Genomic DNA, 24,522 nt, shown 5'->3' with positions numbered 1-24,522 from the left:
GCGTGGTGGGTGGCTCAGGAACGAACGAGGCGAGCGATGGCCGCCGAGGCTTCAGCGATCTTCTCCTGCGCCTCGTCCCCGCCGGCGTGGGCGGCATCGAGCACACAGTGGGTGAGATGGTCGTCGAGCAAACCCAGCGCGACCCCCTCCAGCGCCTTGGTCAGCGCCGAAATCTGGGTCAGGATGTCGATGCAGTACTGCTCCTCGTCGACCATCCGATAGATACCTCGGGATTGCCCCTCGATGCGCTTGAGGCGGGCCAGGTATTTGCCCTTATCGCTGATGTAACCGTGGGAAGAGTGTTCCGAGGCAGAGGATTCTTCCGGGGTGGAGGATTGTCCCGGTGCGGACGCAGCGGTCATGGACTCACCTTCTCAATGGATCTCGGTCGGTTGTGCTGCAGTCCACGCACTGTACTCGCGCCTGGCTGCAGGTCGAGTCGGCGTAACAGTTGCGCGTTGAGTGCGACCACGACCGTCGAGGCTGACATCAGAATCGCTCCGACCGACATCGGCAGGACGAACCCGATGGGCGCGAGAATTCCGGCGGCCAGCGGTACAGAGATCAGGTTGTATCCCGCTGCCCACCACAGGTTCTGCTTCATTTTTCGGTAGCTGGCGTCCGACAGCTCGATGACCGACAGCACCGAGCGGGGGTCGTCGCTGGCGAGGATGACCCCGGCCGAGGCGATCGCGACGTCGGTGCCGGCCCCGATCGCGATGCCCACATCGGCCTGGGCCAGGGCGGGGGCGTCGTTGACGCCGTCGCCCACCATCGCCACCTTGCGGCCTTCGTGCTGCAGTTCGGCCACCTTGCTGGCTTTGTCTTCCGGCCGTACACCGGCGAACACCCGATCGATACCGAGGTCGTGAGCGACGGTGTGCGCCACTGCTTCGGCGTCGCCGGTAATCATCACAACCTCGACCCCGCGGGCGTGCAGCACCTCGACGGCTTGGCGGGATTCCCCGCGCACCTCATCAGCAAGTTTGAGAGCTCCAATCAGCTCAGTGTCGCGGGTGACATGCAGGATGATTGCGCCGTCGGCGCGCCAGCGATCAGCGATGGCCAGTTCCTGATGGCCCTGTTCCTCGAGCATGCGGGGCCCGCCCACCCGCACTGTGGCGCCCTCGACGCGAGCGGTCACACCGACCGCCGGTGACGAGGTGAAGTCGGTGGCCGCCGGCACCGGCCGCGCGCGGTCTCCGGCAGCTGCGACAATCGCTCGCGCCAACGGGTGCTCACTGTCGGCTTCGGCGCTGGCGGCCAGGGCGAGCACGGTGTCCTCATCGACGCCGTCGGCGGCCGCGATCTCGATGACCGTGGGCTCACCCTTGGTCAGGGTTCCGGTCTTGTCGAACAGCACCGCATCCACAGTGCGCATGGCCTCAAGTGCCAACCGGTCTTTAACCAGCACGCCGCCGCGGGCGGCGCGTTCGGTGGCAATGGCCACCACCAGGGGGATAGCCAAGCCGAGTGCGTGCGGGCAGGCGATGACCAGCACGGTGATGGTTCGAATCACCGCCTGGTCGGGTTGGCCGATGACCGTCCACACGATGGCGGTGATGATCGCTGAGCCGAGCGCGAACCAGAACAGCAGCGCTGCAGCGGAATCGGCCAGCCGCTGGGCGCGGGAGGTGGAGTTCTGCGCGTCTGCCACCAGGCGCTGAATCCCGGCCAGCGCCGTGTCATCGCCGGTGGCGGTGATCTGGACCCGCAGCCCCGAGTCGGTGGCCACCGTGCCGGCCACCACCTGATCGCCGATGCCGCGGCGCACCGTGCGCGATTCTCCGGTGACCATGGATTCATCGAGCTCGGCCGAGCCGTCTACGACGCGACCGTCGGCCGGCACGCTGGCCCCCGGGCGCACGATCACCACATCTCCGACCTGCAGCTCACTGGGAGCAACCGTGGTGATCTGGTCGCCATCGACGCGTTCGGCCTCATCGGGCAGCAGCGCGGCCAGCGAGTCCAGGGCCGAGGTCGTCTGGGCCAGCGACCGCATCTCGATCCAATGCCCCAACAGCATGATCACGATGAGCAGCGCCAGTTCCCACCAGAAGTCCAGTTCGTGGTGCAACACACCGATGCTCGCACCCCAGGACGCCACGAAGGCCACCGTGATCGCCAAGGCGATCAACAGCATCATTCCCGGTGCACGCGACCGCAGTTCTGAATAGGCGCCTACCAGGAACGGCCGCCCACCCCAGCAGTACATCACCGTACCCAGCACCGGTGAGACCCACTTCAACACTTCACCATCGGGTAGGTCATAGCCGATGAGCATCGCGAACATGGGCGAAAAGGCCACGACCGGCACAGCCAGGGCCAGCATGATCCAGAACAGCCGCCGGAACTGCCCGGCGTGATCACCATGCCCCCCATGCCCAGCGTGATCATGGTCTGCGCGGGCGCGCTCAGCATGGTGATCGTGGTGGTTGTGTGACGCTGCGGCGAGTTGGCCGTGGTGGCGTTCATCGGCGGCGTCGTGACCGACGTGCTCAGGGGAAGAGTGCTCGTTCATGCCGCTACCTTATACCCCTTGGGGGTATACGTCGAGGGGTTGGTGGGTGGAACTGTGGACGATGAGTGGGGCGGGCTGGTGAAGGCGCGCAGCCGCAGGCTGTTACTGACGACGAACACGCTGGACAACGCCATGGCGGCCCCGGCCAGCATGGGGTTGAGCAGTCCCAGCGCGGCCAGCGGTATCGCGGCGACGTTGTAGGCGAATGCCCAGAACAGGTTCATTTTGATCGTTTTCAGAGTGGTGCGTGCCAAGGCGATCGCGTCGGCGGCAGCGTTGAGGTCGCCGCGGACCAGGGTGATGTCAGCGGCATGCATGGCGGCGTCGGTGCCGGTGCCCATCGCCAGCCCGAGATCGGCGTGGGCCAGGGCAGCGGCGTCGTTGACGCCGTCGCCGATCATGGCCACAACCTTGCCGTCGGATTGCAGGTCGGTGATGACGGCGGCTTTGTCGGCCGGCAAGACGTTAGCGATGACGGTGTCGATACCGACCTCAGCGGCCACGGCATCGGCGACGGTCTGGTTGTCGCCGGTCAACAGGATGGGCGTCATACCCAGTGCGGCGAGCCGGGCGATGGCGTGTGCGCTGGTGGGTTTGATCGCATCGGCGACCGCCAGGACCGCATGGGCGCGGCCGTCCCAGGCGACGAGTACGGCGGTCTGTCCGGCTTCTTCGGCGGCGGTCTGCGCCTCGTTGAGGTGAGGGTCATCCACGGCGATGCCGTGTTCGGCCAGCAGCGTCGGACGCCCGACGGTGACCACACGTCCCTGGACCAGACCGCGCACGCCTCGACCTTCGAAGTTGCGGAAGTCGTCGACCTCGTCGAGCGGCCCGACTTCGGCGGCTGCACCAGCAGCGATGGCGGCCGCGACGGGGTGCTCGGAGGCATTCTCCACCGCCCCCGCGAGGGCGAGCACGTCTTCGCGAGTGGTGGAGGGAGCAGTGGTGACCTGGACGAGTGTCATCTGTCCCGTGGTGACCGTGCCGGTTTTGTCGAGGACAACGGTGTCGACGGTTCGGGTGGATTCGAGGACTTCGGGGCCTTTGATCACGATGCCGAGTTGGGCTCCGCGGCCGGTACCGACCAGAAGTGCGGTCGGGGTGGCCAGTCCCAGAGCGCAGGGGCAGGCGATGATCAGCACAGCGACCGCGGCGGTGAACGCCGCTTGCAGGGGATAGCCGGCGCCGATCCACGCGCCGAGGACAGCGATGGCGACGGCGATGACCACCGGCACGAAGACACTTGAGATCCGGTCGGCCAGTCGCTGGGCGTGGGCTTTGCCGGTCTGGGCGCGTTCGACCATCGCGGCCATTTGCGCGAGTTGGGTGTCCGCTCCCACGCGGGTCGCCCGCACCCGCAGGTGCCCGCCGGCGTTGACCGTTCCGCCGGTCACGGTGTCGGCGGGGGCGACCTGGACTGGCATCGACTCGCCGGTGACCATGCTGGCATCGACTGCCGAGGTGCCGGACACCACCACACCGTCGCTGGCGATCTTCTCGCCGGGGCGCACATTGAACTCGTCGTCAATGGCGAGCTCGCCGATCGGGATCCGATGCTGGTGGCCGTCCCTGATCACTGTGACGTCTTTGGCGCCCAGCTCCAACAAGGCCCGCAACGCCGCACCGGCGCGCCGTTTGGACCGCTTCTCGAAGTATCGGCCGGCCAGGACGAACATCGTGACCCCCGCGGCTACCTCAAGGTAGATGTTGCCTGCACCGTCAGAAGCGCTGACCGTCAGGGTGAATCCTTTACCGGACTAGGATGGCAGGAGCTCGCCAGCAATGCGTTTGCCGCAATCATCTGCTGACGACCGTCTCCCGAACCGACGCGCCAACGAAGGCGTGACTGCTCTTGTCAGAGCTTGATCTTGACATTGTCACCGCGGCTGATTGCTTCGGCGATGCTGGTCAAAGTCGGCTCGACGAGGGCGGTGCCAAGCTTGCGTTGCAGCGCTCGCTTGACCGTGGCTACGGGCTGGCCTTTGCACTGGCGGTAGACGGCGTCGACCTCCCGCTGCATGTTTCCCGCAACCTGCTTCGCGAGCTTCTTCTCGAAGTTCGGATCCATCGTGAATCCAGCCATGTCGTCCCCCTTGTGGTCACCACTTGAGTGATCACGATCGTATCTGCGGGCACCGACACCAACCCCGCCATCAGCGTCTACCTGACCATCCGCCCGACGAGGTAGCGAGCGTCACGGCCGACTCCCCGTAAAGATGCGGAGGAGAGGCTGCGCTGCCATTCGAGGCCGATGTAGCCGAGTCCGGTGTGGGTGGTGGACAGGCCTTTCCGTTGCCGGGGGCGCCCGTCCTGGTCGAGAGCACCGATACCGGCGAGGTAGGGCAGGTGGGGTGTGTATCCGGTGGCAAGGACGATCGCGTCGACGTCGCTGGAGGTGCCGTCGGGCCATACGGCGGTGTCGCCGTCGAGTCGGGTGAACATCTCGCGGGCAACGGGTTGGGATGCGGCGAGGGCGGCGCGGTAGCGGCCGGTGTCGAAGACCGGCACGGTGGGCGGGTTGGTGATCCGGTGCCCGATGGGGAGGGCGTCGATGCCGGTGATGGTGAACCAGAAGTGCATGTCGCGGCCGAGGGGGCGTTGCGGGGCGAACTTCACCGGTGTGCGGCTGGCGAGGGTGACTGTGGTGGTGTCGGCGAGTTCCGCGGCGATCTGGACCGCGGAGTTGCCGGCGCCGACGACGATGACGTTCTCCCCGGTGTGGTCGGCGGGGGTGCGGTAGGTGCTGGCATGCAGCAGTTTTCCGGTGAACGTGTCTTGTCCTGGCAGTGCCGGGAGGTGGGGTGAGCCGAATCCGCCTGTGGCGGCGACGAGCCGGGGTGCGGTGAAGGCGGTTCCGATGTCGGTGTGGGCGGTGAAGGTGTGGCCGTCGTGGTCGACGGCGTCGACCCGGTGGTTGAGGTGGATGTCGACGTCGAGGCCCTTGGCGTAGCGGCGCAGGTAGTCGACGACTTCGTCGCGGTGCGGGTAGTGGTCGGGGTCGCCGGGGAAGGAAAGCCCGGGTAGGGAGCTGTATTTCGCGGGCGAGAACAGGGTGAGGCTGTCGTAGTAGTGCGGCCAGGATCCGGCGGTGTCGTCGGAGGCTTCGAGGATCGCGGCGGTCAGGCCACGCTGGCGGAGGGAGTGGGCAGTGGCCAGGCCGGACTGGCCGGCGCCCACGATGAGGGCGTCGTAGTGGGACATGTGGGGGTCCTTCGAATCAGGGAGTGGCGTCGACGGTGCGGCGGGGGACGCTGGCGGCCGCGACGAGGGCTGCGAGGAGTGCGATGGCACCGAGGACGAGGTAGGCGTGGGCGTAGCTGCCGGTCCAATTCGACAGGGCGGTGCCGGCCCACGGGGCGAGTGCCATCACGATGACGATGGGGGCGGACATCAGGCCGTTGAGGCGGCCGTAGTGGACGGCGCCCCACCGGTCGGTGATGGCGGTGGCTTGGACGAGGGTGAACAGTCCACGGATCAGTCCGGCGCCGATCGCGACGGTGATCAGGGTCACGACCGTGGTCACGACACCCAGTAGTGCGGTGCTGACGGCGGTCGCGACGAGAACACCTATGGCACGGCTGCGAGCCGAGGTACGGGCCGCGAGGGGCAGGTAGCCGATGCGGCCGAGGAGCTGTCCCGCCCCACTCAGGCCGAGGGTCAAAGCCGCCAGAGACGGGGAGAAGCCTTGTTCGATGAGCAGCGGCACGAGGTTGAACACGCCAGCGAAGGCGGCGAACGCGCCGAGGCTCAAGGCGGCGACGAGGGCGAGGAACGCGGGGCTGCGGGAGGCGTCGCGGTGATCGGCCGCGTCTCCGTGCGCCGGTGCCGGTGGGTGCGGCCAGCGCCCGCGCAGCCCCCACAGGTGGGCGGGGATGGTGATGACGGCGAGGATCGCCGCGAGGATGAGATAGGTGGCGCGCCAGTCGGTTCGCTCGACCAGCGTCGCGGCGAGCGGGGCGAAGACGGTGCTCGCCAGGCCCGCGGCGAGGGTGAGGATCATCAGCGCCTTGACGTAGCTGTCGCCGTACCAGCGGGTCAGCGCCGCGAACGCGGGCGGGTAGAGAACGCCGCCCATCGCGATGCCGGCGAGGATCCAGCCGGCGTAGAACGTCGGCAGGTTGTGTGCGGTCGCGATGAGGAGCAGTGCGGGCACGGCGAGTACGGAGCCGGCGGTCATGATGGCGCGCGGGCCGATGCGGTCGATGATGCGGCCGACGGGGATGCCGGTGAATGCGGCGGCGAGCTGGCCGATCGAGAACGCGGCCATGATCGTCTGTAGGGACCAGCCGGTGTCGTCCGCGATGGACACCGACAGCACGGGGAAGGCGTAGTAGAGGATGCCCCAGCTGGTGATCTCCGTCAGGCACAGGATCGCCAAGACCCGCCGCAGACCAGCCGCGGGAAGGGTGTCGGTCTGCGGCGGGGCCTTGGTGTCCGTCATCGGGCTATCGTGACCCGCCGGGTGCGGTCAGGGTCACCAACTCTGGCTGCGGCGCGCCGCAGCAGCCGCCTTCCGAGGCGTCGGCGTCGGGCTCGTCGAATACCCCTGCGCCGCCGCAGACCCCGGTTTCGGGGAGGATCAGCTCGACGCGGGCGGCGGCCTCGTGGTCACCGGCGATCGCGGCGGCGATGCTGCGGACCTGCTCGTACCCGGTCATGGCCAGGAACGTCGGTGCGCGGCCGTAGCTCTTCATTCCGGCCAGGTAGAAGCCGGGTTCGGGGTGGCTGAGTTCCTCGGCGCCGTGCGGGTAGACGGTGCCGCAGGAGTGCACGTTCGGGTCGATCAGCGGGGCCAGCTCGATCGGGGCCTGCAGGACCGGATCGAGGCCGAGGCGGATCTCCGACAGCCAGGACAGCTCGGGCCGGAAACCGGTGAGCACCACGACACGGTCGACACCGTCGACCCGCTGACCGTTGTCGGAGGTCAGGGCAACCCGGTCCTGATCGGCGGGTTCGACTGCGGCGGTGCGGAACCCGGTGACGACGTTCAGCAGGCCGTCGTCGACGGCCTTCTTCGCCTTCAGGCCCAGGGCGCCGCGGGCGGGCAGCTGGTCGGATTCGCCGCCACCGAATGTGGAGGCGACGTCGCCGCGGCGCAGGATCCAGGTGATCCGGGTGCCGGGTGCTTCCTTCTCGAGCGCGGCGAGGGCAACGATGGCGTTCAGTGCCGAGTGGCCGCCGCCGGCGATCGCGGTGTGCTTGCCCGCGTACTGCGCGCGCACTTCCCGGTCGTCGAGGTCCGGGACGCGGTAGGAGATGACGTCGGCCGCGGCCTTCTCGCCGAGCGCGGGTAGTCCTTCGCCGCCGAGCGGGTTCGGGGTGCCCCAGGTGCCGGAGGCGTCGATGACCGCCTGCGCAAGCACACGTTCCTCGGTGCCGTCGGCGCGGCGGATGTGCACGGACAGCGGTTCGGTGTCGCGGCCGGAGTCGACGACGAGGTCGCGGCCGCGGCGGGCGACGCCGATGACCTCGGTGCCGAACTGCACGGCGTCACCGAGTGCGGCGGCGAGCGGGACGAGGTAGTCGCGGACCCACTCCTGCCCGGTCAGATACGCCTCATCGTCGGGGGCATTCCAGCCGGTCTGGTCGAGCAGGCGGCGGGCGGCGGGGTCGATGACCTCGGCCCAGCGGGAGAACAGTCGCACGTGGTTCCACTCGGCCACGGCAGCTCCTGCGCGGGGGCCCCGCTCGAAGACCAGCGGGGTGAGCTGGCGTTCGCGCAGTTCGGCGGAGGCGGCCAGACCGATGGGTCCGGCACCGATCACGACGACGGGCAAGTCGTTCATCATTCGACCTTTCATCGATGTTCTTCGATCAATGCCCACAGTATCGATGGCCATCGATGAATGCAACCATCGATGCCGATCGATATACTGAGTTCATGGTTACGTCCACTGAGTCCGCCGAGTGCCGTGTCCCGCCGAGTGCAGGTGCCGGGCATCCGTCGGCCGGTTTGGCGGCCGAGGACGCGGCCACCTACGCCGGTTGGTTCGCCTGCCTGGCCGAACCGACCCGTGTCCGGCTTCTCCACGAGGTCGCCAGCACCCCGGCCGGCGTCAGCATCGGGGAGCTGGCCACACGGCTGGGCATCGGCCAGCCGACCATCTCGCACCACGTCCGCAAGCTCGCCGACGTCGGCTTCGTGACCGTCCACAAGGACGGCACCAGCTCCGTCGTGGTGGTCAACCCGGCGTGCTGCACCGGCCTGCCGAGCGCGGCCGACGCAGTCATGGGCCTGCTCACCCAGCGCCCGTGCTGCCCGGACGATCTCCCCGGCGACGTGACCGTTCGACCGATGACCGACGAGGACTGGCCCGCCGTGCGCCGCATCTACAGCGACGCCATCGCCACCGGTCTCACCACCTTCGCCACCGAGGTGCCGCCTCGGAAGACGCTGGACACCCAGTGGCTCCCGGATCACCGGTGGGTCGCCGAGATCGACGGCACCGTCGTCGGCTGGGCCGCCCTAACCCCCGCGTCGCCCCACGAGCACTTCCGCGGGGTCGCAGAAAGCGCGGTCTGTGTCGCCGAAGGCTGGCGCGGCCGCGGCGTCGGCAAGGCCCTGCTCCGAACGCAGGTGATCGCCGCCGACCAGGCCGGCCTGTGGACGCTACAGACCTCGGTCTTCCCGGAGAACCGGGCCGCGATCGCGCTGCACCACTCCGCCGGGTTCCGCACCGTCGGGGTCCGCGAACGCATCGCCCAACTCGGCGGCGAGTGGCGCGACACCGTCCTGCTCGAACGACGATCCGAGACCGAGGCCGCCACCAGCTGCGCGGCGTTCTGACCGTCGTGGACATCGAGCTGCTCTACTTCGACGGCTGCCCCAACTGGCAGATCGCCCGGGACCAGATCGCCGAGGCCCTCGCCGCGACCGGGAACGCCGGAACGCCGATCGTGCTCCGGGCGATCGACACCCAGGACGAGGCAGAACGCGAAGCGTTTCCGGGATCGCCCACCATCCGCATCGACCGGGTCGACGCGTTCGGGCCGACCACCGGGGTGGGACTGACCTGCAGGGTCTACCACACCGCCAACGGCCCCGCCGGAGCACCGACAGTTCCCGACCTCGTCGAGGCGCTCCGCCAGGCGGAGCTGCGGCGACACTGACGTCAGACACTCAGTCCGCGTATGCGGACCGTGCGTTCGAGCATCGTCGAAATGTCGAATTGGCGGAAACCGACCCGATCAGTGACCTCGCGAGTGAGGGCAAAGATGCCCGCTCGTTCCGCCCACAGCGCAGCACTGCACCGAAGGCGACACGAGCGGGTTCACGGCCGAAGCAACATGCGACCTAGCAGCAGCCCGTCATCGGCGTGCACGCGCACATCTCACATGTTCCGTTCGCCATCATTACCTGACAGGTCCACCAGGCCTGCAGATTCGTCAGCCAGTTCTCCATGTCCTCACCTGATCTCCAACCCCCATCTAACATCGTAGTTCATCGGTTATCATCGCCGTATGACGATTGATCGTGCGGATGGTTGCCTGACAGCCGGGAGTACCGGCTCGACCCTCGATGCGGCGGTGGCGTTGTTCCACAGCCTGTCGGACGGGACCCGGTTGGCGATCGTGCGCCGCCTCGCTGCGGGTGAGGCTCGGGTGGCGGATCTGGTCGGCGAGTTGGGGTTGGCGCAGTCGACGGTGTCGGCGCATGTGGCGTGTCTGCGAGACTGCGGGCTGGTGACCGGCCGCCCGCAGGGGCGGCAGGTGTTCTATGCGCTGGCCCGGCCGGAGTTGATGGATCTTCTCGCCTCGGCGGAGACGCTGCTGGCGGCGACCGGGAACGCGGTCGCGTTGTGCCCGAACTACGGCACCGATGCCGAGGAGAAGTCATGAGCGACGCGTGCGGCTGCGGCCACGACGAACCCCGCCCCGAAGGCGAGGAAGAACACGAGCCCGAAAAGCTCTGGCACATCACCGAGATCCGCGCCGCCGCCGCGGCCGGCGTGCTGCTGGTCGCGGCGCTGATCGTTCGCGTGACCGGCGGAGCCGATGCGCTCGCTGTGGGGTTCGAGGCGGCCGCGCTGATCGTGGCGGGTTACACGTTCGTCCCGTCCACGCTCAAGAGGCTGGCCAAGGGCAAGATCGGCGTCGGCACGCTGATGACGATTGCCGCCGTCGGAGCGGTGCTGCTCGGCGAGGTCGGCGAGGCCGCCATGCTCGCGTTCCTGTTCGCGATCAGCGAGGGGCTCGAGGAGTACGCGGTCACCCGCACCCGCCGCGGCCTGCGGGCCCTGTTGTCCCTGGTCCCGGACACCGCCACGGTGCTCCGCGGCGGCCGCGAGGAGACCGTCCCGCCGGCCGAGCTCGCTCTCGGCGAGATCATGATCGTCAAGCCCGGGGAGCGGATCGCGACCGACGGCGTCATCCGCACCGGACGCACCGCCCTGGACACCTCCGCGATCACCGGCGAATCGGTGCCCGTCGAGGCCGGTCCCGGCGACGAGGTGTTCGCCGGGTCGATCAACGGCACCGGAGTCCTCGAGGTCGAGGTCACCGCTGGCGCGCAAGACAACTCGCTGGCCAAGATCGTGCGGATCGTCGAGGCCGAGCAGTCCCGCAAGGGCGAAGCGCAACGCCTGGCCGACAAGATAGCCAAGCCGCTTGTCCCGGCCGTGATGGTCGCGGCCGCGGTCATCGCCGCAGTCGGCAGCCTCGCCGGTGATCCGCGGGTGTGGATCGAACGCGCCCTCGTCGTGCTCGTCGCCGCCTCACCGTGCGCGCTGGCGATTGCCATCCCCGTGACGGTCGTCGCCGCGATCGGCGCCGCGTCCAAGCTCGGCGTCCTGGTCAAGGGCGGTGCCGCCCTCGAAGCACTCGGCCGCATCCGCACCGTCGCGCTGGACAAGACCGGCACTCTCACCCGCAACCAGCCCGTCGTGATCGACGTCGCCGCCGCTAACGGCGCCACCCGCGGCGACGTCCTCGCGGTGGCCGCGGCGTTGGAGGCCCGCAGCGAACACCCGCTGGCCCGAGCGATTCTCGCCGCCGTCGGCCACTACGTGCCCGCCGACGATGTCGATGCCGTGACCGGCGCGGGCCTGACCGGCCGCATCGACGGCGCACCGGTTCGGCTCGGTCGACCCGGCTGGATCGACCCCGGCCCCCTCACCGCCGACATCGAACGGATGCAGCGTGCCGGCGCCACCGCGGTCCTGATCGAGCGCGCCGGAACCGTGATTGGGGCGGTCGCCGTCCGCGATGAACTCCGCCCCGAGGCACACGAGGTGATCGCCGGCCTGCGCCGCGACGGCTACCAGGTCGCGATGCTCACCGGCGACAACGACCGCACCGCCCGCGCCCTGGCCGCCGACGTCGGCATCGACGAAGTGCACGCCGACCTGCGCCCCGAGGACAAGGCCCGCATCGTCGGAACCCTCCGCGCTGCGCGACCGACCGCGATGGTCGGCGACGGAGTAAATGACGCCCCCGCCCTCGCCACCGCAGACCTCGGTATCGCGATGGGCGCAATAGGAACCGACGTGGCGATCGAGACTGCCGACGTCGCTCTGATGGGCGAGGACCTGCGCCACCTACCTCAGGCGCTGCACCACGCGCGCCGGTCTCGGACGATCATGCTGCAGAACGTCGGCCTGTCCCTGGCGATCATCACCGTCTTGATGCCGCTGGCCCTGTTCGGTGTCCTCGGCCTGGCCGCGGTCGTCCTCGTCCACGAAGTCGCCGAGATCGTCGTCATCGCCAACGGCGTCCGCGCCGGACGCGCCCGAACCCTCACCGCAGCGACACCCTCGGCGATCACGCGCGAACCGATCGCCGGGACTCGGTCATGACCTACGCCGAGCCCACCACCTCGACCTCAGCCAGGTGGCGCCGCGGCCGCCGCACCCTCGTCGCGGTCGCCGTCGCCTTAGCTGCGATCGCGCTGGTCGTCGATCCGATTGCACGCGACACTCTTTCCTGGGGTCGGACCGTCGATCTCGGCCTGCTGCAACTGCGCCTGACCTACAACACCGGGGTCGCTTTCAGTCTCGGCGACCAACTCCCCACCGCCGTCGTTCTTGCCGCCACCGCGGCCATCACCGCCACGATCAGTGTGTTCGCGTGGCGTACCGCACCGGACAGTCACCCGATCCAGACCGTCGGGCTCGCCGCGATCGTCGCCGGCGCCGCCGCCAACGTCATCGACCGTCTTCTCGACGGCAAGGTCACCGACTACTTCCACACCGGATGGTTCGCCACCTTCAATATCGCCGACACCTACATCACCTGCGGCGTCGTCCTCGTCATCGGCGCATTGCTCCTCGAATCCAACGAGGACCACTCACCATGACCCGCATACCCGAGCACCTTGCGCAACGCCCACACCGCGGAAGCGTCCGGGTGAACGTGGGCGCGCTCGTCGCCGGTCCCTTATCGGACGAGTGTGGTCAGTCGTCGAGGTCGAGTTGGGCGACTGCAGCTTTGGCAGTGCGTCCGACGCCGAGGATGGTCGCCGAGCCGGGGCCGGTCCAGTCCCCGTAGCCGAGCAGGTGCAGGCGGGGCTCCTTGAGCGCCTTCGTGCCCGAGACGGCGATCGTGCCGTCGTGCTCGCGCAACCGCAGCGGACGCAGGTGGGCCAGCGCGGGCCGAAAGCCGGTGGCCCACACAATGACATCGGCGTGCTGAACCGTGTTTCCCCAGGCGACGCCGTCTCGGGTGAGACGGTCGAACATCGGTAGCGCCTGCAGGACACCACGATCGCGGGCCTCACGCACCTCGGGCACCATGACGATGTCGCCGAGGGAAGCCGGTCCGCCGGGATCGGGTTTCCCGGCGGCGATCGCCGCGGCGCGCTCGGATGCGACCTGGAACAGCACCCGCCCGTCGACGTCGTCGGCGAGGAAGCGGGGTGGCCGGGTCGTCACCCACGTGGTGGTGGCCACGGTGGAGATTTCGGCGACGAGCTGGGCGGCGGAGTTGCCGCCACCGACGATCACCACCCGGGCGCCAGCGAAGTCCGACGGTTGCCGGTAGTCGACCGTGTGGAGTTGGCGGCCGGTGAACTCCCGCGCACCCGGGTACAGCGGCCAGAACGGTTGCTGCCAGGTGCCGGTCGCGCTGATCACCCGCCGGGCCCGCCAGATCCGTTGGTTCGTGGTGACGGCGAGGTGCTGCCCGTCGCGGTCCACACCGGTGACCCGGACGGGCCGCTTGATCGGCAGGTCGTAGCGCTCCTCGTAGGCGGTGAAGTAGTCGACCACGTGCGAGGCGGGCGGGAAACCGTCCGGCCACGGCGGCATCGGCCATCCCGGCAGGGCCGCGAACTCCGCCGGGGAGAACAGCCGCAGCGACGGCCACGTGTGTGGCCATGCCCCGCCGGGTACCGGTTGGTCGTCGAGGATCACGAACCGGTGCCCGGCTCGCCGCAGGTAGTAGCCCGCGGCGAGCCCGGCCTGTCCGCCACCGATCACGACCACATCCATGTCGGTCACCGATCGCTGCTGCATCATGCTCAGACGGTGACGGGCTCGCCCGCGGCGGCGAGGGTGTTCTCGGTGATCTCCCCCTGGTCGGCCAGCCAGCGCTCGGCGTCGATCGCGGCGGCACAGCCGGTGCCGGCCGCGGTGATGGCCTGACGGTAGGTGTGGTCGACCAGGTCGCCGGCCGCGAAGACACCCTCGGTGGAGGTGGCGGTGGTCGGCGACTGCACCTGGACGTAGCCGGCGGCGTCGACGTCGACCTGGCCCTTGACGAGCTCGCTGCGCGGGTCGTGGCCGATGGCGACGAACATGCCGGTGACGTCGAGCGTGGACCGCTCGCCGGTGACCGTGTCGCGGACCACCAGGCCGGTGACGCTGTTCTCACCCAGCACCTCGACCGGCTCGGCGTTGGTGACGAAGCGGATCTTCTCGTTCGCCTTGGCGCGCTCGAGCATGATCCGGGACGCGCGGAACTCCTCGCGGCGGTGCACGAGGGTGACGCTGCGGGCGAACTTGGTCAGGAAGGTGGCCTCCTCCATCGCGGAGTCGCCGCCGCCGACCACGACGATGTCCTGGTCGCGGAAGAAGAAGCCGTCGCAGGTGGCGCAGGCGCTGACGCCGCGGCCGAGGAGCTTCTCCTCCCCCGGGATACCGAGGTAGCGGGCAGCGGCACCCATCGCGAGAATGACGGCGCGGGCGTAGTACGTCTCACCGTTCGCGACGACCTTCTTGACCGGGCCGTCCAGCTCGATCTTCTCGACGTCCTCGGTGCGGATGTCCGCGCCGAAACGCTTGGCCTGCTCGCGCATCTCGTCCATGAGATCCGGGCCCATGATGCCCTCGCGGAAGCCGGGGAAGTTCTCCACCTCGGTGGTGGTCATCAGCGAGCCGCCGAACTGGGTGCCCTCGAAGAGCAGGGGCTCGAGCTCCGCGCGGGCGGCGTAGACGCCGGCCGTGTATCCGGCGGGTCCGGAGCCGACGATGATCAGGTCGTGGATGGTCGCGTCAGTACTCAATGAGGAGCCTTCCGTGCGGCCCCCGCAGGGGCGAAGAGGTGGACGTTGTCGGTCAGGAACGGGCGGGCTCGGCGGTCAGTTCTGCGATCAGCGCCTCGACCTTCGCCTTGATCTCGTCACGAATCGGGCGGACCGCGTCGACACCCTGACCGGCCGGATCCTCGAGAACCCAGTCGCGGTAGGACTTTCCGGGGAAGACCGGGCACGTGTCGCCGCAGCCCATCGTGATCACCACGTCGGAGGCCTGTACCGCGTCCACGGTGAGGATCTTCGGGGACTGCGTCGAGATGTCGATGCCGACCTCGGCCATCGCCAGGGTCGCGGCGGGGTTGACCTGGTCGGCCGGGGCGCTGCCCGCGGAGCGGACCTCGATCCGGTCACCGGCCAGCGCGGTGAGGAATCCGGCGGCCATCTGGGAGCGGCCGGCGTTGTGCACGCAGACGAACAGGACCGACGGAGTGGCGTTCGGGGAATCGGTGGTCATCGAGAACCTTTCGGGAAGATGGAGGGGTCAGGCCTGGGTGGTGGTGGTGAGTTCGGTGAGCAGGCCGCGGACACGAATATCGATCTCGTCGCGGATCGCGCGCACCATGTGCGGCGATTGCCCTTCCGGGTCGGGTACCGACCAGTCGAGATACCGTGTGCCCGGATGGACCGGGCAGGCGTCGCCGCAGCCCAGGGTGACCACCACGTCGGCGACGGCGACGACCTCGTCGGTCAGCGGCTTGGGATACGCGGCGGCCAGGTCGATTCCGGTTTCGGCCATCACCGCGAGGACGGCGGGATCGATCCCGCCGGTCGGGGCCGAGCCCGCCGAATGGACGTGGACACGGCCGCCGCTGTGGTGGTCGAGCAGCGCCGCCGCCATCTGCGAGCGGCCGGTGTTGTGGGCGCAGACGAACAGCACCTCGGGCGCCGTCTTCACCACGGAACCGTCGGTGTGGGCGCGGGCGGTGAGGCGTTCGGCGGCCAGCCTGGGCGCGAGCGCCGTCAGATGGGTGTGCACCGTGGCGGTCTCGCGGAGCGCGGCGTACGACTCGAACACCGTCCGCTCCACCGTTTCCGGGGAGAAGACCCCGACGTATCTGCCGGCGAGATGCTCGGCGGCCCGCCGCAGGACCGCCTCGGGGACGAGTAGTTCGGACTGATGGCGGTCGACATGCTGGGACATGTTCGTCTCCTGGCCTTCTCGGGTCACGAAGCGATGGGTGCGGGAGAGTCCGTGCGGTTGAAGCGTTTGCGTAGCGCGAGGGAGACGTAGACCAGGCCGACGAGGACGGGGACCTCGATCAGCGGTCCGACGACCCCGGCGAGGGCCTGGCCGGAGGTGACGCCGTAGGTGGCGATGGCGACCGCGATGGCGAGCTCGAAGTTGTTGCCCGCGGCGGTGAACGCGAGGGTGGTGGTGCGCTCGTAGCCCAGTCCCATTGCGGCGCCGAGTGCGTAGCCGCCGCCCCACATGATCGCGAAGTACGCGAGCAGCGGGATCGCGATCCGGACGACATCGAGTGGCTGCGAGGTGATCTGGTCGCCCTGTAGCGCGAAGAGGATCACGATGGTGAACAGCAGGCCGTAGAGCGCCCAGGGGCCGATCTTCGGCAGGAACCGCTCCTCGTACCACTCGCGGCCCTTGGCCTTCTCCCCGAAGTGGCGGGTGAGGAACCCGGCGAGCAGCGGGATGCCGAGGAAGATCAGTACGGACTTGGCGATCTGCCACGGTGAGGTGTCGATGGTGGTCTGTTCGAGGCCCAGCCAGCCGGGCAGCACCGAGAGGTAGAACCAGCCGAGGACGGCGAACATGATTACCTGGAAGACGGAGTTGATCGCGACCAGGACGGCGGCCGCTTCGCGGTCGCCGCAGGCGAGGTCGTTCCAGATGATGACCATCGCGATGCAGCGCGCGAGGCCGACGATGATCAGACCGGTCCGGTATTCGGGCAGGTCGGGCAGGAAGATCCAGGCGAGCGCGAACATCAGCGCCGGGCCGAGGACCCAGTTCAGCAGCAGGGAGCCGAGGAGGAGTTTGCGGTCGCCGGTGACGGTGTCGAGGCGGTCGTAGCGCACCTTCGCGAGGACCGGGTACATCATGATCAGCAGACCGAGCGCGATCGGCAGGGAGATGCCGTCGAGTTCGACGGCCCCGAGTGCGTCACCGAGGCCGGGGATCATCCGGCCCAGGAGCAGGCCGGCGACCATCGCCACACCGATCCACACCGGCAGGAACCGGTCCAGGGTCGAGAGCTTGCCGACAACAGCGGGATGGGTGGTCGTCTCGGTCACCGGGCCACCTCCACGACCGCAGCTGCGGGCACGCAGGCCGAGCCTTCGACGACACCGACCTCGGACGCCAGCACCGCCGACAACTGCGCGAGCGCGGACGGGATCACCCGGTAGTAGACCCAGGTGCCGCGGCGCTCACAGTCGAGCAGACCGGCCTCGCGCAACACCTTGAGGTGATGCGAGATCGTCGGCTGCGACAGCTCGAACGCCGGGGAGATGTCGCACACACAGCTCTCGCCGTTCTCGTGGCTGGCGATCAGACTCAGCATCCGCAGACGCACCGGATCCCCGAGCGCCTTGAACATCCGGGCCAGGTCAGAGGCCCAATCTGAGGTCAACGGCTCCCGCGTGATGGGCGAGCAGCAGGCCTCGACCCCACTCGACGATTGATTCGACATACGTCTATATTGACTCTTATCGATTCAACTCGTCAACCGAACGGCCGGTGAACACGGCCACCCCGGAAGGATCCGAGCGTGAACAAACCTTCGGTGCTGTTCGTCTGCGTGAAGAACGGCGGCAAGTCCCAGATGGCGGCCGGGCTGATGCGCAAGGCCGCCGGCGACGCGGTCGAGGTGCACTCGGCCGGCACCAAGCCTGGCGCCGCGGTCAACGCCCTGTCCGCGCAGTCGCTTCTCGAGGTCGGCGTGGACATCACCGCCGAGACCCCGAAGGCGATCGACCCGCAGCTGCTGCGGGCAGTCGACGTGGTGGTCACCCTCGGCCGCGAGGCCCACGTCGATCCCGTCCCGGGGACCCGGTTCGAGAACTGGGACACCGACGAGCCGTCCGAACGCGGCATCGACGGCATCGACCGCATGCGCCTGGTCCGCGACGACATCGCCGCCCGCGTCGACCGGCTCGCCGCCCAGCTCACCGCCCCCACCCACCCCTGAGAACTGAGAGGCCCCCCTGATGACCCGTATCGAGGTTTTCGAGCCCGCACTGTGCTGCAACACCGGAGTGTGCGGCGACGACGTCGACCAGGCCCTGGTCACCTTCACCGCCGACATGGACTGGATCAACACCCAGGGCGGCGACATCGCCCGCTTCAACCTCGCCAATGAGCCCCTCGCCTTCGCCGAGCGGGAACCGGTCAAGGCGTTCCTGCAGCTCTCCGGCTCAGAGGGCCTGCCCCTCGTCCTCGTCGACGGCGTCACCGCCGTCACCGGCCGCTACCCCGACCGCGCCCAGCTCGCCAAGTGGGCCGGCATCGCCCCCGAACCGGTGGCCGCGCCCGCCGCGATCCAGATGCTCGGCCTCACCGACACCACCGACGCCGGATCCACCCGTGGGCCTGGGTGGTCAACAACTCGATCGCTGCAGCTCACCCGACATCACCGCTGCTCCGACGGCGTGCCGGGACAGAAGTCGTCGAGATCAGCTCCATCACCAGCACACACAACCGGAGTGCGATCGTGCCGATGCTGGCCACTGAACCTGTAGGGATCAACGCACTGAATGCACTGACCCGCCCGTCCGAGACGACCCAGTCGAACCTCCCGCCGACCTAGAATCTCCCGCACCACTGGAACTTGGTCTGGTCATCCAATTCCCGACGTTCTTTTGAACTTCGGCGTGCCGCTGGTTCACTGAACGACCGTCTCGCCCTGAGCGGATCAGCGAGCCGACGGGATACCCAAGTCGGCCAGGCCTGTTCGGCCGTACGGGCCCGATCGGTCGAGGACCGTGAGCTTGCGGATCGCCGCGTCTCGGCTGGTCTCGAGCCCTTGGATTTCGCCGAGCCACCCGTTTGTTCGCGCTTCAGCGATCCTCTCGCGCAGGTTCGCGATGATCGCGACCAATCGTGGTCGCGCCCGGGGGTCGACACGGAGCATCGGGCAACGGATACAGGCGTGTTCATGGTTGCAGGGGGATCCGTAGGGGCGACCGCAGGTGCCGAGTTCAAGCTGTCGGGTCGCGAAGTGCTGCTCGAACTCAGCCCACTCTGTATCGGTGGGTTCCCGGTACTCGACGGCGGGGCGCATCGCTCGACGGTGGTCGAGGTAACGGCGGTAGGACCCGATCAGCTCATCCTGGAAAACCGCGACGTACCCCTGCGTGGTGGTGATGTTGGCGTGTCCGAGGAGCTTGGCGGCGATGTGGACCGGGAGTCCGCCCGTAACCGCGTCCGTGGCGAACAATCGCCGGAAGTCGTGCGGTGTGAAGTGCAACGGCTCGCCGGCCGCGTCACGAAGGCCGATGCGCTCGATCGCCTCTTCGAGAAGGCGTCGCAGGGTTCCGTACCCGATCACTGAACGTCGGTGCCCGTTGCGGCACTGGAAGAGGTGCGGAAGCGCTGGACCTGTCGTCCGCTCATGCTTGTCGTATCTGGCGACCAGCGGGATCACTCCATCGTTCTCACCGCGTAGTCGAGTGATAATCGAGGCGAGGACGCTGGCGAGTTCGGGGCTGACGAGCAGCAGGCGCTCCTCGTTGCTCTTCGAGGGAAGAATCTGCAGAAGTGGCACCGTCTCGCCCGTATCCGGCGGCCTGTAGGTGACGAGTGCGAGGTGAGTGAGTTCGCCGAGCTCTTCCACTCGTATTCCGGTGTGGCGCAGTGTCTCGATAACAGCCCAGGTCCAGAAGGCGTCGTCTTCCTCCTTGACGACGTCGATGCGCCGGCCCGCTGGATCGATGACGTGAACGAACGTCGTGTTGCCGTTGACGCGTCGCTTGTCGCTGGGGTCGACCCTGCGGTATTTCGTTGCGCGGTACTCGAACTCTTCGCCGGGTTGGGCCCTCCGCGCATGGTCGAGAAGCGCCGCCCGGTCTTCGCGATGGTCGTTTGCGCTGTCCACGAGACGGTCGAGATGTGGAAGCCGAGTGCGGACGCGTTGGTGCATCCGGGCTTGTCGGGTGCGCTTGGCCTTCTCGATTCCCTTTGTGTCCATACGGTGCACGGGAGACGGAGCCGCCCACGGAGCCCAATAGGGATCCGCGAGGGCCCACTCCTGGATGTCGAGGTAGAACGCGCGCACAACCATCAGCACGTCCAGGTAATTCAGCCGCGGTCTGGTGGACCCATCTCGATTCGTGACGGTACGCAAGCGCAGCTTCCAATCTCGCGCGGCATTGTCGCTGAGGTGCAGGGAGTCGACACCCGGATGGTGGGCTTCGATATCAGCCCAGAAGGAGCCGAGTAGGCGGGCTGTTGAGTCGAAGGAGGTGTAGTCCAGCGCTGGCTTCCTCTCGTTGAGATAGCGAACGAGGAGATCCCGGATAGCCGAGTTCTGGATGGCGAATCGGTCGATGATCTGTTCGGCGCTGCGCTGGCCGACTCTCAGACACGTCAGCAGGTCGTTGTCGGGAATGGGGGCAATCCCGCGGACGAGATCCCAGGCCGCGTGGACGCCGTTCGGGTTGGACCCGTTGGAGTGCCGGTTGTCTGCAAGATAGTCGGTGAAGTCATGTAGCTGCAGTTGGTTGAGGTCTCGGCCGGTTGCCAGGACCATCTTGCTCAACACCAACCGCGCTTCGCGGAACTGGTACGCCGTCAGTTTGGCGCGCGGTGCGTTGGCGGCGATGCGTTCCCAGAGATCGGGGCGGAGCCTCTCTCGAACCGTCTCGTACAGGCTTCGTGCCCTGTATGCGCGCAGGAACGCGTAGTCGACGATCACCACTCGATGGATGAGGAGCGCCGGCACTGTGTCGATCACGTTCCTGCGGGCGACTCCGCGCGCCGAGAGATGCTCGGTCATGGTGGTGATCCAGCTCGGGTAGTCGTTCCCCGATGCGGCTGACCACCGCTCTTGCCAGCCGGTTCCGGGGAATGTGGAGAGCCACTCGAGGATGCCGCGCAGCGCGATCGCGGCCCGCTCGCCGCGTACCGGGTGATTCCGCCAGCGAAGGTCTGCCTCCACGGCGGCAAGCACCTCATCGATCGAGTGGCCGTCGTGGTGTCCGTGAACGCGCTCGGGGCGGACGGTCACTGAGGGAGTTGCCACTGTCGTCAGCACAGATCCTCACCGCCAAACAGAACAGACATGTCATGGTCCCGGTATCCCAGCGACTTCCCCGCGAGGGGGTGTGGTGGTGAAGGCCTGCTCAGGTGCTCGAGTACACGCGACGCCACCTGGACATCTGATTCGTGCAGGTACACCTGGACGGTCGTGGCGATTTGTCGGTGGCCGAGGATTGTCTGAACGTCACGGAGCGAGAGCTTCGAGTCGTCGGCCATACGTCGTGCGGCAGTGTGCCGCAGATCGTGCATGCTCCAGTTGGTTCCGAGCGCGACGTTGGTGCGACGGAAGACGCCTCGGAGCGTTTCGTAGTTCATCGGTTGGCGGGACGCACCAGCCCGACGATTGCGGACGCGAAGGGTCCACCACAGTGGGGCGTTCGGTTGCACATCATCGATCTCGGACAGATACAGGCGGAGCCACAGCAGCGCCTCCGCGCTCACAGGTAGCCATTGTTCGTCCCGTGAACCTTTACGAGTCACCCGCACCAACTGCTCGCCCCAGTCGACGTCGGCCATCCGCATCCCGAGGATCTCCCCAGCTCGGGCACCATTGCTGACCGCCATCGACAGCAGTGCCCTGTCGCGATTGGAGGTGAGCGCACCGAAGAGCCGAACCCATTCCGGATCGGGAAGGACCCTCGGACGACGTTTCGGTATGGGCGGGTTGTAGCGAAGCCGGCCGTCGGTTCGGAATGATTCGAGGGGGTTGTGGTGCGCATGGGCGCGCCGGCTCGCGTTGCGCAACTGGACTGGGTTTACCAGGGGCCCAGTCCCTTCGATGATGGCCCATTCGTAGAAGGTGCGCAGCACCGCATTGCTGTGGCGGATGGTCCGCGGCTTGTAGCGGTCGTCGAGGTACTGCTTGCGTGTGACGGCGTTGATCGTGCCCGCGGTCGAGACGGACACGGTCCGCCGACCACTTTCCGGCTTGATGGCATCAGACAACCAGAGAACGAACTCGCGCAGGTCTTCTTGTGTGGCACGGTTCCACGGCCGGTCGATCACACGCAACCAGCGCCACCATCGCAGCAGGTCATACGCATAGCTCCGAACCGTCCCGGCGCGGTGACCACGAGTGACCAACTCCTTCAGAAACTCGCCGACCGGCTCGATCTCACGATCGTCCGGTCCAACCAGAGACCAGAACGGAACCCCATCTACTGGGTTCACACGACCCCAGGCCGGAAGCCTCGTCGGCACACCCTTCGCGTCTTCACGGTTCACGGACACTCCCTTCAACAGTGCCCTCGACAATGACCACGCTGACCGCCCCCGCCTCGATCGTCCTCGGCGTGTCCGAACTTAGTCCGGTCAACATCCCGTGGGTCGTGCCTGGTTGTCCGGCGGTGCCGAAGAACAACGCATACAACGACCACAACAGCGCCGCGGTGGTGCCGACCGAGATGAGGGTGTCCATGGTGGCCGCACCGTGGCGCAGGTTGAGCAACGCGGCGCGATGAAACGGCCATGCCGCCCACACGATCACTGGCGCGGCCAACGTCAACGACGCCCACTGCCAGTAGGTGAACTGCAACGCCGGGACCATTGCCAGCGCGATCACCGGTACCGAGAGAACCACCGCACCGATCAGTCGGTGACGCAAGGCCACGAGCTCCCCGTCGTCGTCCGAAGGGTCATCGTCGGGGGCGGCACCTTTGGTGGGAGTGGCGGGCAGCGCAGCGTGGTATCCGGCCTGTTCGATGGTCTCGATCAGCAGGTGTGGGTCGACACCGGCGGGTGCGCTGACGTGAGCTTTTTCGGTGGCGTAGTTCACCGAGGCGCTCACTCCGTCGAGTTTGTTCAGTGTGCGTTCGATGCGTGCCGCGCACGATGCACACGTCATGCCCGACACGGCGAGTTCGATATCGACGGCGCCTGTCTGCTCGGCGGTGGCCGCAGGTGGGTGGATCGGAGCTGAGGTGGTCATGGGGGGTTCCTCGTTGGGTGAATGCCTCGGCGCAGTGCCCCGGGTGGCGCTGGTCAGCGAGTTAGTGTCCGGCGTGCGGATCGGCCGAGGGGGCCGTGGAGTCAGGTGTCGGGGCCGGGGCGCCGGTGGGGACGTCGAGAACGAAGGTGGCGGTATGCACAGCGCCCTGGACCTGGAAGTCGAGGTAGAGCAGATAGCGGCCCGGGGTGGGGGCGGTGGTGGCGAAGCGGACCTGTGGTCCCGCGAGTTGACCGGCGGTTGGTGCCGCGCCTTCTGGGTGAACATGCAGGTAGGCCAGGTCACCCTGTCGCAGGGCCACCAAGTGACCGAAAGCGCCCAGATACGGCTGCAGGGTGGTGACTGGTTGTCCTGCTCGGCGCACGGTGACGGTCAGTTCGGACTCGGCTCCAGCGCGCAGGTGCCCGGCCAGTTCGATGTCGAACCCGTCGACGGGTGACTGTCGTGATTCGGCGGCGGGTGGGGCCGGCTGGTAGTCACCGCTGACTTCGACGGTGCTGGTGAGGGTGAGGGGTTGGCCGGTGGCGGCGGGCACGAAGTCGGCGTAGATCCGGTAGCTGCCTCCCGTCGCCCACTGCCAGGGCAGCGTCCAGCGCCCTTCGGGCGAGAGAGTGGGGTGCACGTGTCGGAAGTGGGTGCCATCCGCGCGGACGACGATCAGGTGCAGCTGCTTGTCGTGCTCGGCGGCGAAGTCGGTGACCGCGGCCCCGGCGGCGTCGAGGATCTCAAAGCTCAGCGGTGCCTGCACCCCGGACGCATGGGGTGCCACCACATTCCCCAGGATGAAGCCGGCTGCTGCCATCGAAACTCCGCGAACCTGATCGGCCCCCGGAGACGAGGCGGATGTTCGCGACTGTGGTGCAGCATTGTGATCGGCATGGGCGGACTCAGCCGGGGAGGTCGACGCCCTGTCGGGAGCGACACCAGCGGCGATGGCGTACGCCGCAGCGAAAACTATCAGCAGGGCCGCGGCGAAGACGCCGAGCTTGGTTGGAACATTCATCGCTGGATTCCTGTCATCGGTGGTGGCGACACCCACGCCGCCCGGGAGAGGCTGAAGTCGCCAGTGGGGCAGACACTTCAGCCCCCCATCGGCTACTGCGCCAGGTGGTAGCCGGCCTCTTCGATCGCGCCGCGGATCGCGTCGGGCTCGATCGGGGCCGAGCTGGAGATGGTGACGTGCCCGCTGGCCACGTCGACGTCGACGTCAGTCACGCCGGCCAGTGCTCCGACTTCTTCACGCACCGACGACGCGCAGTGCCCACACGTCATTCCGGAGACGATCACTGTCGATGTGCTCATGAGATGTGCCCTTTCGGTACAGCAGTGGTGCCGACGACCCTCAGGGGGTCTGTCGCTGTGGCGTCTCGCCA

At 67.9% G+C, this 24,522-nt stretch carries 23 protein-coding genes and 2 pseudogenes; 7 read left to right on the top strand and 18 right to left on the bottom strand.

The features are described 5' to 3' along the window. Positions 1-14: 14 nt before the first annotated feature. The 7 genes from GAA2_RS11045 to GAA2_RS11015 all read right to left on the bottom strand — a co-directional run bounded on the left by GAA2_RS11045 (position 15) and on the right by GAA2_RS11015 (position 8,307). Positions 15-362: a metal-sensitive transcriptional regulator gene (locus GAA2_RS11045; RefSeq protein ID WP_005195356.1), complete on the bottom strand. Its 348-nt coding sequence runs from the start codon at positions 360-362 to the stop codon at positions 15-17. Continuing rightward, positions 359-2,521: a copper-translocating P-type ATPase gene (locus GAA2_RS11040; protein WP_024499311.1), complete on the bottom strand. Its 2,163-nt coding sequence runs from the start codon at positions 2,519-2,521 to the stop codon at positions 359-361. The genes GAA2_RS11045 and GAA2_RS11040 overlap by 4 nt, the downstream gene beginning before the upstream one ends. Continuing rightward, positions 2,518-4,197 (bottom strand): heavy metal translocating P-type ATPase, encoded by a 1,680-nt coding sequence (locus tag GAA2_RS11035; RefSeq protein ID WP_024499312.1) that lies wholly within the window; start codon positions 4,195-4,197, stop codon positions 2,518-2,520. Before GAA2_RS11035 ends, GAA2_RS11040 begins: the two co-directional genes overlap by 4 nt. A 179-nt stretch (positions 4,198-4,376) precedes the next feature. Beyond that, on the bottom strand, positions 4,377-4,604 hold the full coding sequence (locus tag GAA2_RS11030; protein ID WP_005195354.1) for a hypothetical protein: 228 nt from the start codon (positions 4,602-4,604) through the stop codon (positions 4,377-4,379). Positions 4,605-4,681: 77 nt separating this feature from the next. Then, a complete protein-coding gene (locus tag GAA2_RS11025) occupies positions 4,682-5,722 on the bottom strand; it encodes a flavin-containing monooxygenase (protein ID WP_191834946.1) in 1,041 nt (346 codons plus the stop codon). A gap of 16 nt (positions 5,723-5,738) precedes the next feature. Then, positions 5,739-6,962, bottom strand: coding sequence for an MFS transporter (locus tag GAA2_RS11020; protein WP_005195350.1), 1,224 nt, complete (start codon positions 6,960-6,962; stop codon positions 5,739-5,741). A 4-nt stretch (positions 6,963-6,966) separates the two neighbouring features. Continuing rightward, entirely contained in the window at positions 6,967-8,307 is a 1,341-nt protein-coding gene (locus GAA2_RS11015) for an NAD(P)-binding domain-containing protein (protein WP_005195348.1), read from the bottom strand. Between the two features lie 95 nt (positions 8,308-8,402). Between GAA2_RS11015 and GAA2_RS11010 the strand changes: the two genes are divergently transcribed. The 5 genes from GAA2_RS11010 (at position 8,403) to lspA (ending at position 12,815) form a co-directional block, all read left to right on the top strand. Next, positions 8,403-9,308 carry a GNAT family N-acetyltransferase gene (locus GAA2_RS11010; RefSeq protein ID WP_005195334.1) on the top strand — a complete coding sequence of 302 codons (906 nt, stop codon included), beginning with the start codon at positions 8,403-8,405 and terminating at the stop codon, positions 9,306-9,308. Between the two features lie 5 nt (positions 9,309-9,313). After that, positions 9,314-9,631, top strand: a complete 318-nt coding sequence (locus GAA2_RS11005) for a hypothetical protein (protein ID WP_005195331.1) — start codon at positions 9,314-9,316, stop codon at positions 9,629-9,631. A gap of 351 nt (positions 9,632-9,982) precedes the next feature. Continuing rightward, positions 9,983-10,360, top strand: a complete 378-nt coding sequence (locus GAA2_RS11000) for an ArsR/SmtB family transcription factor (protein ID WP_005195330.1) — start codon at positions 9,983-9,985, stop codon at positions 10,358-10,360. Continuing rightward, positions 10,357-12,315 carry a heavy metal translocating P-type ATPase gene (locus tag GAA2_RS10995; protein ID WP_005195329.1) on the top strand — a complete coding sequence of 653 codons (1,959 nt, stop codon included), beginning with the start codon at positions 10,357-10,359 and terminating at the stop codon, positions 12,313-12,315. The genes GAA2_RS11000 and GAA2_RS10995 overlap by 4 nt, the downstream gene beginning before the upstream one ends. Further along, on the top strand, positions 12,312-12,815 hold the full coding sequence (lspA, locus tag GAA2_RS10990; protein ID WP_005195328.1) for a signal peptidase II: 504 nt from the start codon (positions 12,312-12,314) through the stop codon (positions 12,813-12,815). The genes GAA2_RS10995 and lspA overlap by 4 nt, the downstream gene beginning before the upstream one ends. A 97-nt stretch (positions 12,816-12,912) precedes the next feature. On the opposite strand, the gene GAA2_RS10985 is transcribed toward lspA, so the two are convergent. The 6 genes from GAA2_RS10985 to GAA2_RS10960 are packed head-to-tail and all read right to left on the bottom strand — an operon-like array spanning position 12,913 to position 17,638. Continuing rightward, positions 12,913-13,974, bottom strand: a complete 1,062-nt coding sequence (locus GAA2_RS10985; protein WP_005195327.1) for an ArsO family NAD(P)H-dependent flavin-containing monooxygenase — start codon at positions 13,972-13,974, stop codon at positions 12,913-12,915. A gap of 2 nt (positions 13,975-13,976) precedes the next feature. Continuing rightward, positions 13,977-14,960 carry a thioredoxin-disulfide reductase gene (trxB, locus tag GAA2_RS10980; protein WP_191834945.1) on the bottom strand — a complete coding sequence of 328 codons (984 nt, stop codon included), beginning with the start codon at positions 14,958-14,960 and terminating at the stop codon, positions 13,977-13,979. 52 nt (positions 14,961-15,012) lie between these two features. Next, on the bottom strand, positions 15,013-15,444 hold the full coding sequence (locus tag GAA2_RS10975; RefSeq protein WP_005195323.1) for an arsenate reductase ArsC: 432 nt from the start codon (positions 15,442-15,444) through the stop codon (positions 15,013-15,015). A 27-nt stretch (positions 15,445-15,471) separates the two neighbouring features. Continuing rightward, complete coding sequence (locus GAA2_RS10970) at positions 15,472-16,131, bottom strand: arsenate reductase ArsC (protein WP_005195321.1); 660 nt, start codon at positions 16,129-16,131, stop codon at positions 15,472-15,474. A gap of 23 nt (positions 16,132-16,154) precedes the next feature. Continuing rightward, on the bottom strand, positions 16,155-17,240 hold the full coding sequence (arsB, locus tag GAA2_RS10965) for an ACR3 family arsenite efflux transporter (RefSeq protein WP_005195320.1): 1,086 nt from the start codon (positions 17,238-17,240) through the stop codon (positions 16,155-16,157). Next, positions 17,237-17,638, bottom strand: coding sequence for an ArsR/SmtB family transcription factor (locus GAA2_RS10960; protein ID WP_005195318.1), 402 nt, complete (start codon positions 17,636-17,638; stop codon positions 17,237-17,239). Before GAA2_RS10960 ends, arsB begins: the two co-directional genes overlap by 4 nt. Before the next feature lie 78 nt (positions 17,639-17,716). On the opposite strand from GAA2_RS10960, the gene GAA2_RS10955 reads away from it, so the two are divergent. Together GAA2_RS10955 and arsD are read left to right on the top strand one after the other, a co-directional pair. After that, a complete protein-coding gene (locus tag GAA2_RS10955) occupies positions 17,717-18,136 on the top strand; it encodes a low molecular weight phosphatase family protein (protein WP_005195317.1) in 420 nt (139 codons plus the stop codon). 19 nt (positions 18,137-18,155) lie between these two features. After that, a pseudogene (arsD, locus tag GAA2_RS10950) lies at positions 18,156-18,539 on the top strand (arsenite efflux transporter metallochaperone ArsD); the annotation flags it as partial. A 320-nt stretch (positions 18,540-18,859) separates the two neighbouring features. On the opposite strand, the gene GAA2_RS10945 reads toward arsD, so the two are convergent. The 5 genes and pseudogenes from GAA2_RS10945 to GAA2_RS10925 all read right to left on the bottom strand — a co-directional run bounded on the left by GAA2_RS10945 (position 18,860) and on the right by GAA2_RS10925 (position 24,451). Next, positions 18,860-21,187, bottom strand: coding sequence for a tyrosine-type recombinase/integrase (locus tag GAA2_RS10945; RefSeq protein ID WP_157226812.1), 2,328 nt, complete (start codon positions 21,185-21,187; stop codon positions 18,860-18,862). A 5-nt stretch (positions 21,188-21,192) separates the two neighbouring features. Continuing rightward, on the bottom strand, positions 21,193-22,374 hold the full coding sequence (locus GAA2_RS10940) for a tyrosine-type recombinase/integrase (protein WP_208863606.1): 1,182 nt from the start codon (positions 22,372-22,374) through the stop codon (positions 21,193-21,195). A gap of 138 nt (positions 22,375-22,512) precedes the next feature. Continuing rightward, positions 22,513-23,131: pseudogene (locus GAA2_RS10935) on the bottom strand (cation transporter); the annotation flags it as partial. Between the two features lie 61 nt (positions 23,132-23,192). Then, positions 23,193-24,152, bottom strand: a complete 960-nt coding sequence (locus GAA2_RS10930) for a hypothetical protein (protein ID WP_024499316.1) — start codon at positions 24,150-24,152, stop codon at positions 23,193-23,195. A gap of 92 nt (positions 24,153-24,244) precedes the next feature. After that, positions 24,245-24,451 (bottom strand): heavy-metal-associated domain-containing protein, encoded by a 207-nt coding sequence (locus GAA2_RS10925; protein ID WP_024499317.1) that lies wholly within the window; start codon positions 24,449-24,451, stop codon positions 24,245-24,247. Positions 24,452-24,522: the final 71 nt, after the last annotated feature.

The organism is Gordonia ajococcus, assembly GCF_012974285.1.
Taxonomy (GTDB): domain Bacteria; phylum Actinomycetota; class Actinomycetes; order Mycobacteriales; family Mycobacteriaceae; genus Gordonia; species Gordonia amicalis.
The sequence above is the reverse complement of the archived record's forward strand: the minus strand, read 5'-3'. Positions and strand labels throughout refer to the sequence as shown.